Raw genomic sequence first — 16,961 nt, 5'->3', positions numbered from 1 at the left:
TTTTATAAATATTCAACTTCAAAATTAACAAAAAGCTTGCTTTGCCCTTGCGGTATTTTTTTTCCAGGTAAAAAATAATCTCCCTCTTCAACTTCAAATGAAAAAGCATTTTCTATTAGATCAGCATCTTCATTATTCACTCCTAAATATATTGTAGCGAAATAAACACCTTTATCAAACGGGTTTTTTAAAAAAGTGAGCCTTATTTGATTTGTATTATTAATATTTTCAATTTCTTTTAAACTTGAACTCACCCATGCTAATCTTTGACCAAAATTATCTTCAATTCTCATATCAAAACGAATATTTTTTGAATCTAACATTTCTCCATTTTCGATTTCAAATAGAATTGTCATTTCACCTCCTGTTATTGGAGTTACACTTTCTTCAGCGCCAAATACCTTAACATTTTCAAAAAGGACTTTTTTGTTTCCGGTTCTTATTTTTATATCTTTCAATTTTATATTGACTTTTTCTGCTTGAAGATATTTACTAATTGTCTGATCAATCCCGCCCTCAAAAATCACTTTTCCATTCTCCAAAACAATCCCTCTCGTACACAAACTCTTCACCGCCGCCATATTATGACTCACAAACAGCACCGTTCTACCTTCACCTTTAGAAATATCCTGCATTTTGCCAATGGCTTTTTTTTGGAATTCGGCATCACCCACGGCCAAAACCTCATCAATGATAAGAATTTCAGGTTCTAGGAACGCCGCTACGGCAAAAGCCAGTCGTACGGTCATTCCCGAACTGTAGCGTTTTACAGGAGTGTCAATATAGCGCTCACAACCCGAGAAATCGATAATTTCATCAATCTTAGAGGCAATTTCTTTTTTGGTCATCCCAAGAATAGCACCATTTAGGTATATGTTTTCTCTTCCTGTCATTTCGCCATTAAAACCAGTTCCCACTTCCAGTAACGAAGCCACTCGACCGCCAAACTTAATGTTTCCCGTAGTAGGAGCCGTCACTCTTGATAAAATTTTTAACAAAGTCGATTTTCCTGCACCGTTTTTACCAATAATACCAAGTACTTCGCCGCGCTCCACTTCAAAATTGATATCCTGCAAAGCCCAAACATAATCGCTTTCGCCCTTAGTGCTTCGATCATTAGTGTCGCCTATTTTTAAATAGGGATTTTCCTTTCCACGAACCTGATGCCACCAACGGTTCAAATCATGACTAAGCGTACCTGTTCCTACCTGACCGAGGCGGTATTGCTTGGAGATGTTTTCGGCTTTTAATATAATATCTTTCATTTTACACAGTATCTATAAAACTCTTCTCGGTTCTATTAAAAATCAAAACGCTAACTAAGAAAATCAAAACTGTCGCCAGAAATGTATATCCTAATCCCCAAAAAGAGAGGTATCCTACATTTAATAACATATAACGGGTAGTTTCTATAATATTAGCGAGCGGATTGTATTGCACCAACCAGGCATATTCGGGCATTTTTTCCTTAACCAATGCCATAGGATAAACGACTGCCGAAACATACATCAGCAATTGCACGCCAAAGCCAATTAAGTAGCTAAAATCTCTGTATTTGGTTACCAAAGAAGAAATAAACATTCCTAATCCCAGTCCTAAAATCCCCATTACTAGAATTAGCAATGGAAAAAAAACAACCAGGCCGTTTAAGCTTATTGCTGCTCCTTGAAAATAGTAGAATAAATAAAAAGCGATGAAAATGCCAAATTGGATTCCAAATTTCAACAAGTTAGAAATCACAATTGAAATGGGAACAATAATGCGGGGGAAATATACTTTTCCAAAAATTCCTGCATTGGCACCAAAAGTATTAGAAGTTCCCGTAAGACAGGCAGTGAAATAATTCCAAACCGTGATTCCTGCCAAATTGAACAAAAATGGAGGTACGGTTCCTGTATTTATACCGGCTAAATTATTAAAAATAATAGTAAATGTAATAGAGGTAAACAGCGGTTGTATCAAATACCAAAGCGGGCCTAAAACCGTTTGTTTGTAAACCGTTACAATATCTCTTTTTACAAAAAGAAGCAACAAATCCCTATACTGCCAAACCTCATTAAGATTCAGCGAGAAGAATTTATTTTTTGGTGTTATTTCAAACAACCAAGTGGTATTTTTTTGTTCTAAATGGTTCATTGAATGTTACTCAAATCAGACTATTGATGGATACCGCATATCCGCAGTAATGTTCATTTTCTTTATTTTACAAAGGCTTTCATTACCAGACAAATATATATAATTTGGATTTAATATTCGAGTAAAAACACTTCATATATTACAATTCTTAGGCGGACTTATACTTATAAAAAGTTGAGGTATTATCATTTTTCAAACTTATCGAAAAAAAAAAGCAGCTACAAGAATAAATTCTTATAGCTGCTTTAAAATGATGTATTAGATGCTTTTTTTACGAAACAAATAATCACTTTATAAAAATTGATGAAATCTCAACTAATATAGTTAAAACTATAAATCGTTTTGTTTGACTAAAGGATTTGCATTAATTTCACTTCTTGGTATTAGCCATTGCCATCTTTTATCATTTGCTGGCACAGTTGTAACATTTCCAGTGTAAATTGAATTATGATTTGCGCCACTTCTGTCTAAAGCGGAATTTGTTCTTTTTAAGTCCATAAACCTAAATCCTTCTCCCCATAGTTCAATTCTTCTTTGAAACATAACTTCATCAGCCAATGCTTGACCAGTTTTAGTAGATAGTACGTAGGAAGGATTTCTTTTTTTGACAAAATCAAAAAGAACTTGCGCTGCATCAGTAGCACCCAATCTAGCTTTAGCCTCAGCTTCTATCAAATACATTTCAGCAGCACGCATATAAGGCACGTCACAACGACTATCACCCGTACTTACAGACAAAAACTTTTGACTCGTGTAAGGAAATTTTTGCGCATTAGAAACCAATACAATGTTTGGATGTTGACCAGTTTTACTAAAAATAGCAGCACGAACATCAGTTGTAGGAATCAAATCATACAATTTACTGTTAATTGCTTTAGGACAAGCTCTAATAACAGTCGAACTAAAGTTACGAGACATGTATCCTCCAAAGTTTGCAAAATAGGCAGTTTGTAATTCTACAATATGACTTCCCCACATCCATTCTTGATTGGCATAATTATTAAATCCGCTAGTGTACTCAGCAATTGTCATTAAATTTTTTCCTGCTCTAGCTTTACTTGCATTATCAGCAGCAATCCCCCAATTTCCTTGTACTAAATTAACACGAGCTTTTAATCCATGAGCCACTCCTGAATCTAAATGAGAATTATTAGGCTTTTTATATCCCTTTAACAAATCGATAGCTTCATCGATATCAGCGTTTATTTGCTTGTAAACATCTTCAACTGAAGATCTACCCACTATATCTTGAGTTGTCAAAACAAGTGGTACACCATCTTGAGTATTAGGCGCGCCATTTACATATCTTTTAGCGTAAATTTGAACCAATTGGAAGTGACTGAACGCTCTATACAAAAGAGCTTGTCCTTTTGTCACATTCTTATCTTCTTGAGGTCCTTTAGCAGCATCTGCATTATTAATTATAGCATTTGAGTTTCTGATAATTTGGTAAAACGTTCTGTAAGGAAATCTTATCTCAGCAGAATTCTCATTTGAAGCTGCAGTCCAGTCATAAACACTTCTATACCATAAATTTGATGCAGTGTAAACTAAATCTTCACCTGCAATATCCATTTGTTGCATAATACCACCTACACCTGTTTGCCCTTGATCCTCATATCTTATATACATCGAGCGATGTATTCCGTTCAAAGATAAAAACAACGCTTTAGTGTCTGCAGTTGCAGCACCTTCACTGATAAATTCAGTGGGAGATTGCTCAAGAAAATCGCTTGAACACGATCCTAATAAGATCATCGAGCAACCCGCGATTATGTATTTTGAAATATTAATTTTCATACTAGTTAAAATTAAAAGTTTATATTAAGGCCTAAAGAAACAATCCTTGAAGGAGAAAATCTGTTCTGAGTAGTACCATTAAAGTTTTGAGTTGGATCCATTCCTTTTTTCTTTGTGTACAATGCTAAATTTTCACCACTTACAAAGAATTTAACATTATCTACACCCAATCTCGAAATCAAATCTGCTGGTATGTTGTAAGATAAGTTCGCTTGTCTAAACGATAAATAATCAGAATCAACTAACCATCTGTCAGATGCTGCTGATGACTGCGTATTTCTACCAACATCTAATCTAGGAACGTTTGTTACATCACCTGCTTTTTGCCACCTATTTAAGATGTCTGTACTTAAAGCAGAACCATACTCACTTCCAGTATGCATCAAAGAAGCATAATTACTATCATATGTTTGTCCGCCCAACTGATAAGTAAACATAAGACTCAATTCTAATCCTTTATACTTAAATGTATTTGAGAAACTTCCAAACAAATCAGGAATGGCAGAACCTGCATAAATGTATAGTGCTTTTGTGTGATTCGTTGTTACATTCTCACCGTTTACCACGCGTTGCTCTACATCACCTGCAACAATTTTAGCTGGATCAGATTTGTATAAAGCATAACCATCTGTAGCATCTACACCATACCAATCTCTTAACCAATAATCATATATTGAACTTCCTACTGAAAATTTCTTTGTACCATTGATAATTTCTGCTTGAGGCAATGCAGTGATTTCATTTTTAAGTGTTGATGCATTCACATTAAAATTCCAAGAGAAATCTTTCGTTTTTACAAATGTAGCGTTCAAAGAAACCTCTATACCACTATTAAACATCGAACCGATATTTTCAACTCTATTATCCAAGCCAAGTGATAAAGGGTTTGGAACTTCAAAAATTAAACCGTCTGTTTTACGATTATAATATTCCACAGAACCGCTAAATCTATTTTTGAAGGCAGCAAATTCAATAGCAACATCTGATTGTGTATTTTTTTCCCATTTTAAATTTGGCGCTCCAATACCATTAGCGACAATACCTCCTTCAGAATCATTATCATATCCTAATGCGTAAGTTGGTTGGCTAACATAAAAACTTAAACCTGCATTACTAATATGAGAATCATTACCAACTTCACCAAACGAACCTCTAAGTCTTAAGTCATTAATCCAAGAAGCTTCAGATAAGAAATTTTCTTTACTAATATTCCATGCTGCACCAAAAGACCAGAAATTACCCCAACGGTTATTTTTAGCAAATTTTGATGAGCCATCTCTACGGATAGAAGCTGAAAGTATATATTTACCATCGTAATCATATCCAAGTCTTGAGAAATAAGCTTCAGTAGAATAATTTCTACTATATGAATCTAAATTTGTAACAGTTACAAAATTAATTAATTCTGAGTTATCATTCACAACCTGTCCTCTTTTAGTTCCAGTAACTAAATTTGTCTCATAATCAAAACTTTCATGACCTAATAATACAGTAAAATTATGTGAATTAAAAGATTTAGAATATTCTAAAAGTTGATTAAAAGTTACTCCTGTTGTAACAAAATTTTCTTTAGAAGCTCCACCTACTCCTTGCGCATCACCTATTAGAATGTTTTTATAATCTGATGTATTAAGTGACCTTTTATCAATAGCATAATTTGTAGTGAAGGTAAAATCTTTCAAAATTTTAAATTCAGCGAAAGTTCTTGCTGACAAAGCAATAGACTCATTACTGTCACTATCATTCAATGTTTCGTAAATAATATTACGTCCATTAGAGGCTTGAGGTCCTCTCAAAGTTGAATACACTCTTTCACCAGCACCGTTTAACAAATAGCTTCCATCAAGATTATGATCAAACACAGGATAAATTGGCCCCATGTATCTAATTGTTCTAAAAGGATTATTAAAAGAGGAGGAATTGTTAGCTCCGTCAACAGCTTGATTAGAACTTGTAAGAGCTCCAGATAAATTTAAACCTGTTCTAAACCACTCTTTAAATTTTGAATTAATGTTAATACGTGCAGTTGTTCTTTCGTAATCAGATTTCAAAATACTACCTTGTTCATTTAAGTTATTTAACGAAACAAAATAATTAGAAGTTTCCGACTTACCTTGATAAGAAAAATCAACATTTCTTCTCACACCGGCTCTAGTCAACTGTTTTTCCCAATCCAAATCTTCAGGATATAATAAAGACGCATTAGGATTCAACTTACCATCAGTTCCTACAATTTGATTATTAGCAACATTAAAAGGATTTGTCACTAGTAAACCAGCGATATTATTAGTCGCAAAAAGATTTGCAGCATCCATCTGGACTGGTGTACCCATAGGCCTACTATTCCTAAGAGCTTCCCACTCTAATGGATAGTATTGATTAGCATTTACTCTATCATATTCTGGAATAGAACGAGAAGATAAACCTGTACTTACGTTTAAAGAAAATTTATCTTTTGTAGATTTTCCCGTTTTGGTTGTAATAATAATTACACCATTAGCAGCTTTAGATCCGTATAAAGATGTTGATGATGCATCTTTTAACACGTTCAAACTTTCAACATCTGAACTGTTAATTGTACTAATATCACCAGTGTAAGGAACTCCATCTACTATATACAATGGAGTATTAGATCCATTAATAGAGCTAAAGCCTCTAATTCTAATTGCTGGAGCTGAGCCTGGCTGACCTGCTGAACTTTGAATTTGAATACCAGAAGTGGCACCGTCTAAGCCTCCTAAAACGTTTGTTAATGGTCGGTTTTCAATATCAGCAGCTTTTATTGAAGCAACAGAACCTGTATATTCAGACTTTTTAACTTTACCATAAGCAACAACAACTACTTCTTCAAGGTTTTGAGAGTCTGATGTCATTTTAACACTTACTGTATTTGAAGCACCTACAGTAACATTTGAATTATTCATTCCTATAAAAGAGAACACTAGAACATCACCTGTTTTTGCTTTGATAGCGTATTTTCCATCAAAATCAGTTTGAACACCATTACTTGTTCCCTTAACAACAACATTTACTCCTGGAATTGGACCAGTTTGATCTGAAACAACACCCGAAACAGTTTTTTCTTGTGCAAAAGAAAACTGCATAGACATCGCCATCAGTAACGCAAAAATCCATTTGAATTTTAATCTCATTTTTTATTAATTTGAATTGGTTAGGCGGCAAACTTCTTAATAAAATCTTAAATAAACAATGATTAATAACAAAAATTATTTATTTTAACGTAAAAAAAAATAAATCAGTCAAAAATACAGCATAAAAACGGCATTAAAACACGTACTTTGCAATAAAAAAAACACTAATGTTAAGCCCTTTTTTCTCTTCAAAAAGTCTAGAAGCTGGCACAGATGAGGCTGGACGCGGTTGTCTTGCAGGCCCCGTAACAGCAGCAGCAGTGATGCTTCCCGTAAATTTTACTAATAAAATTTTGAATGACAGTAAGCAGCTTTCTGAAAAAACTAGAGAGCTACTAAGACCCCTAATTGAAGAGCAAGCTATAACGTTTGCGATAACTCATCTTGAACCCCAAGAAATTGACGCAATTAACATATTAAATGCCTCGATAAAAGCAATGCAAGAGTGTGTTTTGAAATTAAATCCGTTACCCGAGTACATAATTGTGGACGGAAATACTCCTTTTTTAAGAAAAAAAGGAATCAAAAATGAAAGTGGCAAAATTTTTACTGAAGCTGAGCTAGAGATTCTAACTTCCATTCCAAGCACTAGTATTATAAAAGGAGATTCTAAATTTTTGAGTATTGCAGCGGCATCCGTTTTAGCTAAAACCTATCGGGATGAGTATATGAATGCCATTCATGAGGAATTTCCCATGTATAACTGGAAAAAAAACAAAGGCTATCCCACGAAAGAGCATCGAGAAGCGATTAGGAAATATGGTGTAACCAAATACCACCGCACGAGTTTTAGGTTATTGCCGGAGCAGTTACAGCTAGAGCTATAGAAGCGTCTCGACTGTGCTCGCGAGCCGGCAAGGAGATAATGACACATACAATGCGTATGATTAACTAACAAATTCCGATTCAAATAAAGTCGTAAAATGTTTCAATATTTTTTCTTTTACTTCTTCTTCGTTTACTTTCTCAACACCAAGTTCTACATTTAAAGAAGTTACCGCTTTTCCACGAATCCCACATGGAATGATATTATCAAAATAACCCAAATCCGCATTGACATTTAATGCAAATCCGTGCATAGTTACCCAACGTGAGGCACGAACACCCATTGCACAAATTTTTCTAGCAAATGGAGTTCCAACACCTAACCAAACGCCAGTTTCCCCTTCGCTGCGACCAGAACTTATTCCGTATTCCGCTAAAGTTAGAATGATCGCTTCTTCAATAAAACGCAAATATTTATGAATATCAGTGAAGAAATTTTCTAAATCCAGAATGGGATATCCTACAATTTGTCCAGGTCCATGATAGGTAATATCACCACCACGATTGATTTTGTAAAAAGTTGCTCCTTTAGCTTCGAGTTGGTTTTCAGATAATAACAAATTAGATAAATCACCGCTTTTCCCCAATGTATATACGTGAGGGTGTTCCACAAATAAGAAATAGTTCGGAGTCTCTAGATGAAGTTCTTCTCTCCTATTTTTTATTTTCAGATCAACAATTCCTTTGAATAATTCCTCTTGGTATTCCCAAGTTGCTTTGTAGTCTTTCTTTCCTAAATCTTGAAGTTGAATCGTTTTATTCATCTGTTATTGCTAGGAACAGATTAATTTTTCTGTTCGCTTATTTGTGAAATGCAAAAATACAATTAATTATTCTGTTATGCCACAAAGTCTCAAAGACACAATATATTTGATAAAAAAAAGCTTTGATATGGTTTTACTATTTTTCTATTCCAATACCACTTCAAAAGCTGTAATTTCGGGACTTTGCAAACAATCCGTTAAAATAAATTGTAGCATTAAAGACTTTCTGTCTTCGTTGATTTTTGCATTTGGATTGGAAACTGATTTTATTTTTCTCGGAAAATGATAGTTTAAAACGTACGATTGCGTGATTTTAAAATTAGAAAATTGTATTTTCCTTTCTGAAATAATGTCGTGCTGTTTCTTTAATTCTACTGGATCAGTGATGTCAACTACTCGCTTAAAAATAGTTCCATCAAAGGTGTATCGAATGGCATAATAATGCTCTTCGGCGGATAGTGCATAATTATGTTTTAAATTATCCGCGTAGTTTTCGGTTTTTTGAAGATCAACAACATCCTCTATTTTTTTGAAATCTTGCCAAATCGTAGTTCGGAATTCTTTGTCGAAGGAGCTTTTTTTGATATGAACATTCACATCTTTGAATTTATTATAGACTTCTTTTTCCGCTAATGGAAGTCTGGAGAAATTCTCCGCATACTGAGTGATATAATCGTTAAAAACGTAGCTTGTATCAACAAATTTTTCTTCAATGCCATAATTATCTCCCACTAACTGCATATAACTTTGCTCATCGCGAAGGGAAGCCGTTTCTATTTTGCCGCTGCCGTCATCATTGATATGTAAGGTTTCCGTTACTTGGCAACTAACTACTAGCAAAAGAATTAACAGGTGCACACAATTTTTTATTTTCAATTATTTGTTTTTTTTTTAGAGATCACGAATAAGAAACGAATATAAGTGTTTTGTGGGATTTATAACCCAGATTACTTCACAATACTTTATTTATTTTGGAGTTCAGTGAATTTCATTTGCAGTAGAAATCTTTTTATTCGCCTACGCGAATAAAAAGATTGCACCGTAAAGCTGGAAATAGCCCCAAAAAAACTTTAGCATTTTGCTACTTTGGTACTTATACAGTATCTTTGCGCTCTTAAAAAACAGCATCAAATGGCCTTATCAGAACAAGAAATCATCCGAAGAGAAAAACTTCAAGCCCTACGCAACCTAGGAATCAATCCTTATCCTGCCAATCTTTTTCCTGTAAATCACACTTCAAAGCAGATAAAGGAATCTTTTGAAGAAGGAAAGAAGGTCATTGTTGCTGGGCGATTGATGAGTGTGAGAGATCAAGGAAAAGCTTGTTTTGCTGAATTGCAAGATAGCGAAGGACGTATTCAATTATACGTAAATCGGGATGTTTTGTGTCCAGAAGAGGATAAAACAATGTACAATCAAGTTTTCAAGAAATTAACTGATTTAGGTGATTTTATAGGCATTGAAGGGGAATTATTTACTACTAAAGTGGGTGCACAATGTATTCGTGTGGATAAATTTACTTTCTTGAGTAAAACATTGCGTCCGTTGCCATTGCCTAAGGTAGATGAAGATGGAAAAGTGCATGATGCATTTAATGATGCTGAATTGCGTTACAGAATGCGTTATGTAGATTTGACGGTTAATGAACATGTAAAAGCGACTTTTATTAAGCGTACTAAATTGTTCAATGCCATGCGTACATTCTTTAACGACGCTGGATACCTGGAGGTAGAAACTCCTGTTTTGCAACCTATACCTGGTGGTGCTGCGGCGCGTCCGTTTATCACACACCACAATTCGCTTGACATTCCGTTGTATATGCGTATTGCGAATGAGTTGTATTTAAAAAGATTAATTGTAGGCGGTTTTGAAGGGGTTTATGAGTTTTCCAAAAATTTCCGTAACGAGGGAATGGACCGAACGCACAATCCTGAATTTACTGCTATGGAGATATATGTAGCCTATAAGGACTACAACTGGATGATGGAATTTGCTGAAGAGCTACTTGAATATTGTGCTGTTGCTGTAAATGGAACTTCGGAAGTTACTTTTGGTGAACACCAAATTAATTTCAAGGCGCCCTACGCTCGTGTGACAATGACAGATTCTATCAAACATTTTACTGGTTTTGATATTTCAGGAAAAAGTGAAGCAGAACTTTTTGATGCTGCAAGAGGCATGGGAATTGACGTGGATACTACAATGGGTAAAGGAAAATTGATTGATGAGATTTTTGGTGCGAAATGCGAAGGAAATTATATTCAACCTACTTTCATCACTGATTATCCAAAGGAAATGTCGCCACTTTGTAAAGAGCACCGTGACAATCCTGAATTGACAGAACGTTTCGAATTGATGGTTTGTGGCAAAGAAGTAGCCAATGCCTATTCAGAATTGAATGATCCAATTGACCAAAGAGCACGTTTTGAAGACCAAATGCGTTTGGCTGAAAAAGGAGATGATGAAGCGACTGGAATTATCGATGAAGACTTCTTGAGAGCTTTAGAGTACGGTATGCCTCCTACATCAGGAATGGGAATAGGAATGGACCGTTTGATTATGTATTTAACAAATAATGCTTCGATTCAAGAAGTATTGTTGTTCCCACAAATGAGACCTGAGAAAAAACAAGTTCAACTTGAAGAAGACGAGAAATTAATTGTTTCTATATTACAAGCTAATGAGAACCAAATGGAATTTGGATTATTAAAAACCAAATCAGAATTGAGCGGTAAAAAATGGGACAAAGCCATGAAAAACTTATCAGGACTTGGACTGACAGAAGTTGTAGTTGATGCTGATGTAAAATCATGTCGATTGAAAGGGTAATTTTTAAATACCTCTATTTATAGAACAAGAGGCTGTCCGTAAATGACAGCCTCTTGTTTATTTGTATCTTTTGGATATCTAAAGAATTTCTTGAATTTTGCAAATTTAGCATCATAAATCACCAAAAAAGGTCACTTACTTCGTTTGTAAATTCAAAATCTGGTTTAAAAACTGTTACATATTTTGAATGCTATCCATTTAGAAAAATTGTGAGCAATTACGATCTATTCATTACTACGCTAATTGTAGCTCTGGTATTTCAATTTTGATTAATTCTTTTTTATACGCTTCAAACTGATTTAAAATTTCCTTTTTAGTTTTTTCGAAAAAAGTATTATTTGAAAACAAGTCTTCATAATAGCCAATTCCGCTAATCAAATTATTTTTGAAAGCATGCCATTTTTTAATTTGTCCCGCAGTAATTTCATTAGAAACAGATTCAATTTCATTTTTCAAATAATCCAAATACATCTTTAATTCTTTGACATATAGATTTGGACGGTTCTCATCTCCTAATACAGATGCTTTCCCGTTAATATGTTGCATCATCTTAGAAAGCGAAACTTCATGATCAAAATAAGCCATATTGGGTCCTGGACAAATAATAACTCCTTGTGCTTGACCTTTAATTTTTATGTCATTTTCAAGATACGAAGCATTTGCTAAACCAACGCAAAGGCACGCTTTCTCCGTAATACCGTTTTTCTTTTTTTCGAAAATCTCAGCTGATAGCGTTTCTTGTTGCTCTGCTAATTCGGATAATTTTAAATCTTGGAATTTTTTTGAAGCGGAACAAGTTCCTTTAGCCTCATATTCTTTGCTTAACGCCAAAAAACGTTTTGGACATGAACTTCCTGCTTTATTATCTTCGATTCGTTTTTGCTTGAATTTTTCGTTCGTAGTTCCTCTTAAGGTGTTGAATGGAATTCCTAATGGAGAAATATGACTTAGATACAAATCTTCTTCTTTGGCTCCAGCCAATAAAGCTCTAGTGTGTTTATCTACTGAAGTAGCTTCGGGAACTAATAAAAATGGCGAACCCCAACCCACAGAATCAACATTATACTTTTCTAATAGGAAATCGTGCTCTTCAGCAGTTCCTACACCTCCTTGCACAGTGATTTTTAAATCCAGTGGTTGATCTGGAACATGCAGGCCTTTTTGTACCAAAGCTTTCACCATCAATTCATGAGCTGATTGAATTAATTGCTCTTTTTTGTCCCTGAATTCTTCTAAAATAGGTCCTAGCAAATAACCTTCAGTTGCAAAAGCATGGCCACCACAATTAAGGCCAGATTCAATACGATACTCTGAAACCCAAAGTCCTTTTTTAGCTAGAAAATTCCCTTGAATCATCGCTGAACGAAAATCACTAACTTTTAAAGTAATCCTCTTTTTTAGTTGATTATTCGTATCAGGAAAAAAGGTTGCGAAGTTTTCAAAATAACTATACAATCTAGGATTCATCCCTGCTGAAAGCACTACTGAAGATTCTAATGTACTGTTAGCAAAACCACGAAGTGCAGCATGCGCATCATTAAACTCAATAGGCAATTGCTCGTCATTTATAAAATTATCCTTATCCAGTTTAGTCATGATATTTACATCAATATCACCAGAATATAGATGCTCCTCTAAATAATTCTTGATACTATCCTTGAAAGCTAAACCTTCGTCAACGAAGTTTTGCAATCCTTCTTTAATACCTGATTTATCAGAAAGCATTGTAATGTAATTTTCCAAAGCCGATTTACTTTCAGACAATTCAGTTTTGAAGTTTTCAAATTTTTCTTTCACAATTTTATCTACTAAGTTCAAATACGAAGTAATACGCTCTGCACGGTAATCGTGTATTTTTTGGGTAATTTCCTTGTAAGGATGATTAAATTTTTCGCTGTAAAAAGCGTTCATTTTTTCGATAAGTTCGTCATCCATAATCGAAATTACAGAAGATATGCCATACTTTGCCACTCGAATTGGACTATCAATCGTATAGGCAAGTCCCATAACCGGAATATGAAAGGTATGAAGTGGTTTACGTGTTGTCATATAAATTAATTTAATATATAGACGACAAAATTCGAAAAACAAATTCGTTTAAAAACTGATAAATATCATACCTTTTTGTCCTTTACTAGAATACCTTAGCTCCTTTTTTGAATTAGTGATTGGTTGGCTTTTAATTCAGATTAATGAGAGTCCATCATCTCAGTATTTTGGGAGCAATTATTTTTAAAATTAGAGTTCCGCGTAGCATCAAGAAAAACTAAATTTATATTAAATAAATGTCCTTTACAATGAAACTAAATCTAAAGTTTTGGCTACAATTCTCCTTAATAAACCTTTTCATTGTGGCTTTACTTGGAGTTACCATGCGTTATAAATTAGGTTTTGAATTTCCATTTTTCGATCAATCGCATCTCATACATTCTCATTCTCATTTTGCATTTGCAGGTTGGCTTACACACACCTTAATGGTTTTGATGATTTATTTTCTTCAAGAAAAAATTCCCAATTTGCAACTGAATAAATACAAAAAAATAATTATTGCTAATTTGATTTGCGCTTATGGGATGCTCTTCTTTTTTATAATTCAGGGCTATGCGATGGCTTCTATCTTTTTCTCAACAGCTTCCATTCTAGTTTCGTATGCTTTCGGTTATTTATACCTAAAAGATCTAAAAAAATTGGATCAGGATTTAGCAGCAATAAATTGGTTTAGAGCAGCCTTAATTTTTAATACTATTTCTTCGTTAGGTACTTTTTATCTTGCCTATATGATGGCTACAAAAACTGCCGTGGAGCATTTAAAACTATCTTCCATCTACTATTACCTTCATTTTCAGTATAACGGTTGGTTTTTCTTTGCTTGTATGGGTTTGCTTTTTTCATTTTTCAAACTAAAAAAATCTGATAATCCTTTTTATGAAATAGCATTTAGATTGTTTGCAATAGCCTGTATTCCAGCTTATTTTTTATCATTACTATGGCTAGAAATTCCTAGCTGGATATATATATTAGCGGTTATAGCAGCTTTAATTCAAGTTTATGTATGGTTTAAATTGTTGCTTATTTTAATTAAAACTCAAAAAGAGTTTCTTAAAAACTTCGGACCATTGTTACAAGGCATTTTAGTTTTTACTTACCTAGCGCTAAGTTTAAAATTCATCCTTCAGTTAAGTTCTACTATTCCAGCTTTGGGCGAAATAGTATTTATTTACAGACCAATAGTAATCGCGTATCTACACTTAGTTCTATTAGCAATAAACTCGTTATTTTTATTGTTTTACATTTATGCCAATCATTTCATTAGCATCAACAAAAACATAAAAATAGGTTTAATAGTATTTTCAATCGGTATTTTTTTAAACGAACTCGTTTTAGGAATTCAAGGCATAATTCCGTTTGGCTTTCCAAGTCTTCCTTACACTAATGAACTTCTTTTTGCTGTTGCCTTACTCTTATTATTTGGCATTGGATTAATTACCTTTTTCTCTATCAAAAAAACTAAAAACCACCCTGCATTATAATAAATTTTAAAACAAGTACTTGAAGTTAAACAACTTTGATTGTGATTTAGTCCAATTCATTTTTTATTGTTTTTATTATTTTTTTGTTAATGATTAAACTTTTTAACTTAATCATTGTCTTATAGCTATAACTTTAAAACTATAAAAATGAAAAAATTAATTATCGCAGCATTATTAGTTGCAGGAATGACCACTTATGCTCAGGAAAAAAAAGAAACACCAAATAGAGCAAATATGGAACGAATGACTCCAGAAGAACGCCAAGAAAGACAACTAAAGAGACTAACTACTGAATTAACGCTTAATGCGCAACAACAAGAACAAGTAAAACAACTATTAGCCTCTCAAACGGTTAATAGACAAAACCAAATGGACAGAAAAGAGCTTTCTAAAGAAGAAATGAAAGCAAGACGTGAAGCAGCAGTAAAAAAGATGCAAGACGACAGAAAAATCATGGAAGATAAAATGAAAGTTATTCTAACTCCAGCACAATTCGGAACTTGGAAAGCAGATCAGGAAAAAATGAGAGAGAGAAATGAAACTCGAATGAAAGAAAGAATGGGTAACAGAAATGACAATTAAAAATAAAAAAAAGCTTCGAAAATTTTTCGAAGCTTTTTTTTTACTCTTGACAGCCTTATAATGTTTTAGAGACTTTATCAATCGCTTGAATAGTGAAATCTAAATCCTCATACGAAAGTGCATCAGTAATAAACCAAGTTTCATAAGCAGATGGCGCAATATAAATCCCCTCATTCAACAATCCGTGAAAAAATTTCTTGAAACTTTCGTTATCTCCTTTTGAAGCTGATTTAAAATCAGTCACAGGATTTTCATCAAAATGTACAGAAATCATAGATCCAATTCTGTTGATTGTAAAAATAACATTATTAGCTTTCAAAACCTTTTCAATTCCTGCATGTAAATAAGCTGTTTTCTCTTCTAATCTTTTAAAAATCGCGCGATCAGCATCTAATGCTTGTAACATCGCTAATCCAGCAGCCATAGCCAATGGATTCCCAGACAATGTTCCTGCTTGATAAACAGGTCCAAGAGGCGCTAAATAATTCATGATTTCTGCACGAGCTGCAAAAGCACCTACTGGCAAACCACCACCAATTACTTTTCCGAAGCAAACAATATCAGCATCTATGTTCAATAATTCCTGAACACCACCAGCTGCTAATCTGAACCCTGTCATTACCTCATCAAAGATTAACAGTATTCCATTGTCAGTACATAATTGACGTAAACCTTCTAAAAATCCTTTATTTGGAGGAATACAACCCATATTTCCTGCAACTGGTTCCACAATAATAGCTGCGATTTCATTTTTATTAGCTTCAATTAAAGCCGCTACATTTTCTAAATCATTATAAGTTGCTAGCAAAGTATCTTTAGCAGTTCCTGCCGTTACACCAGGACTATTAGGTGAACCAAAAGTAATAGCACCACTTCCTGCCTGAATCAAGAACGAATCAGAATGTCCGTGGTAACAACCTGCAAATTTGATTATTTTATCTTTTTTTGTAAAACCACGAGCTAACCTTACAGCACTCATACAAGCCTCTGTGCCGGAATTTACAAATCTAATTTTATCTATATTGGGTACCATAGAAACGGCCAAAGCAGCAATTTGAGTCTCTAATTCTGTTGGCATTCCAAATGAAGTCCCTAGTTTTGCTTTTTCAATTACAGCATTAACTACCGGTTCGTAAGCATGTCCTAAAATCATTGGTCCCCATGAATTGATATAATCAATCAATCGGTTTCCATCTTCATCGTACATATATGCACCTTTGGCACTTTTTACAAAAATTGGTGTTCCTCCTACGGCTTTAAATGCTCGTACTGGTGAGTTCACACCACCTGGAATTACTTTTTCTGCTTCAGCAAAAAGCTGACTACTTCTTTTATATAACATC

At 34.0% G+C, this 16,961-nt stretch carries 12 protein-coding genes; 4 read left to right on the top strand and 8 right to left on the bottom strand.

The features are described from left to right. Window positions 1-2 precede the first annotated feature (2 nt). From LNP27_RS07060 to LNP27_RS07045, 4 genes are all read right to left on the bottom strand, one after another. The gene (locus LNP27_RS07060; protein WP_229943895.1) at window positions 3-1,265 is read right to left on the bottom strand and encodes an ABC transporter ATP-binding protein; all 1,263 of its coding nucleotides are present in this window, start codon (window positions 1,263-1,265) and stop codon (window positions 3-5) included. A 1-nt stretch (window position 1,266) separates the two neighbouring features. Further along, complete coding sequence (locus LNP27_RS07055) at window positions 1,267-2,136, bottom strand: ABC transporter permease (protein ID WP_229943894.1); 870 nt, start codon at window positions 2,134-2,136, stop codon at window positions 1,267-1,269. 330 nt (window positions 2,137-2,466) lie between these two features. Then, the gene (locus LNP27_RS07050; protein WP_229943893.1) at window positions 2,467-3,936 is read right to left on the bottom strand and encodes a RagB/SusD family nutrient uptake outer membrane protein; all 1,470 of its coding nucleotides are present in this window, start codon (window positions 3,934-3,936) and stop codon (window positions 2,467-2,469) included. Between the two features lie 11 nt (window positions 3,937-3,947). Further along, window positions 3,948-7,088: a SusC/RagA family TonB-linked outer membrane protein gene (locus LNP27_RS07045; protein WP_229943892.1), complete on the bottom strand. Its 3,141-nt coding sequence runs from the start codon at window positions 7,086-7,088 to the stop codon at window positions 3,948-3,950. Between the two features lie 167 nt (window positions 7,089-7,255). On the opposite strand from LNP27_RS07045, the gene rnhB reads away from it, so the two are divergent. Further along, entirely contained in the window at window positions 7,256-7,915 is a 660-nt protein-coding gene (gene rnhB, locus LNP27_RS07040; protein ID WP_229943891.1) for a ribonuclease HII, read from the top strand. Window positions 7,916-7,975: 60 nt separating this feature from the next. On the opposite strand, the gene lipB is transcribed toward rnhB, so the two are convergent. Both lipB and LNP27_RS07030 read right to left on the bottom strand, forming a co-directional pair. Next, a complete protein-coding gene (gene lipB / locus LNP27_RS07035) occupies window positions 7,976-8,677 on the bottom strand; it encodes a lipoyl(octanoyl) transferase LipB (protein ID WP_229943890.1) in 702 nt (233 codons plus the stop codon). Window positions 8,678-8,821: 144 nt separating this feature from the next. Continuing rightward, window positions 8,822-9,553 (bottom strand): hypothetical protein, encoded by a 732-nt coding sequence (locus tag LNP27_RS07030; protein ID WP_229943889.1) that lies wholly within the window; start codon window positions 9,551-9,553, stop codon window positions 8,822-8,824. A gap of 255 nt (window positions 9,554-9,808) precedes the next feature. Here LNP27_RS07030 and lysS point away from each other — a divergent pair, with 255 nt between their 5' ends. After that, entirely contained in the window at window positions 9,809-11,506 is a 1,698-nt protein-coding gene (lysS, locus tag LNP27_RS07025) for a lysine--tRNA ligase (RefSeq protein ID WP_229943888.1), read from the top strand. Between the two features lie 234 nt (window positions 11,507-11,740). On the opposite strand, the gene LNP27_RS07020 is transcribed toward lysS, so the two are convergent. Continuing rightward, complete coding sequence (locus LNP27_RS07020; protein ID WP_229943887.1) at window positions 11,741-13,555, bottom strand: hypothetical protein; 1,815 nt, start codon at window positions 13,553-13,555, stop codon at window positions 11,741-11,743. Window positions 13,556-13,803: 248 nt separating this feature from the next. Between LNP27_RS07020 and LNP27_RS07015 the strand changes: the two genes are divergently transcribed. After that, window positions 13,804-15,036, top strand: a complete 1,233-nt coding sequence (locus tag LNP27_RS07015) for a hypothetical protein (protein WP_229943886.1) — start codon at window positions 13,804-13,806, stop codon at window positions 15,034-15,036. A gap of 147 nt (window positions 15,037-15,183) precedes the next feature. After that, window positions 15,184-15,618, top strand: a complete 435-nt coding sequence (locus tag LNP27_RS07010) for a DUF4890 domain-containing protein (RefSeq protein ID WP_229943885.1) — start codon at window positions 15,184-15,186, stop codon at window positions 15,616-15,618. Between the two features lie 55 nt (window positions 15,619-15,673). On the opposite strand, the gene hemL is transcribed toward LNP27_RS07010, so the two are convergent. Then, window positions 15,674-16,960 carry a glutamate-1-semialdehyde 2,1-aminomutase gene (hemL, locus tag LNP27_RS07005; RefSeq protein ID WP_229943884.1) on the bottom strand — a complete coding sequence of 429 codons (1,287 nt, stop codon included), beginning with the start codon at window positions 16,958-16,960 and terminating at the stop codon, window positions 15,674-15,676. Window position 16,961 lies beyond the last annotated feature (1 nt).

Source organism: Flavobacterium galactosidilyticum, assembly GCF_020911945.1.
Lineage (GTDB): Bacteria > Bacteroidota > Bacteroidia > Flavobacteriales > Flavobacteriaceae > Flavobacterium > Flavobacterium galactosidilyticum.
This window is presented reverse-complemented; position numbering and strand designations above follow the sequence as displayed.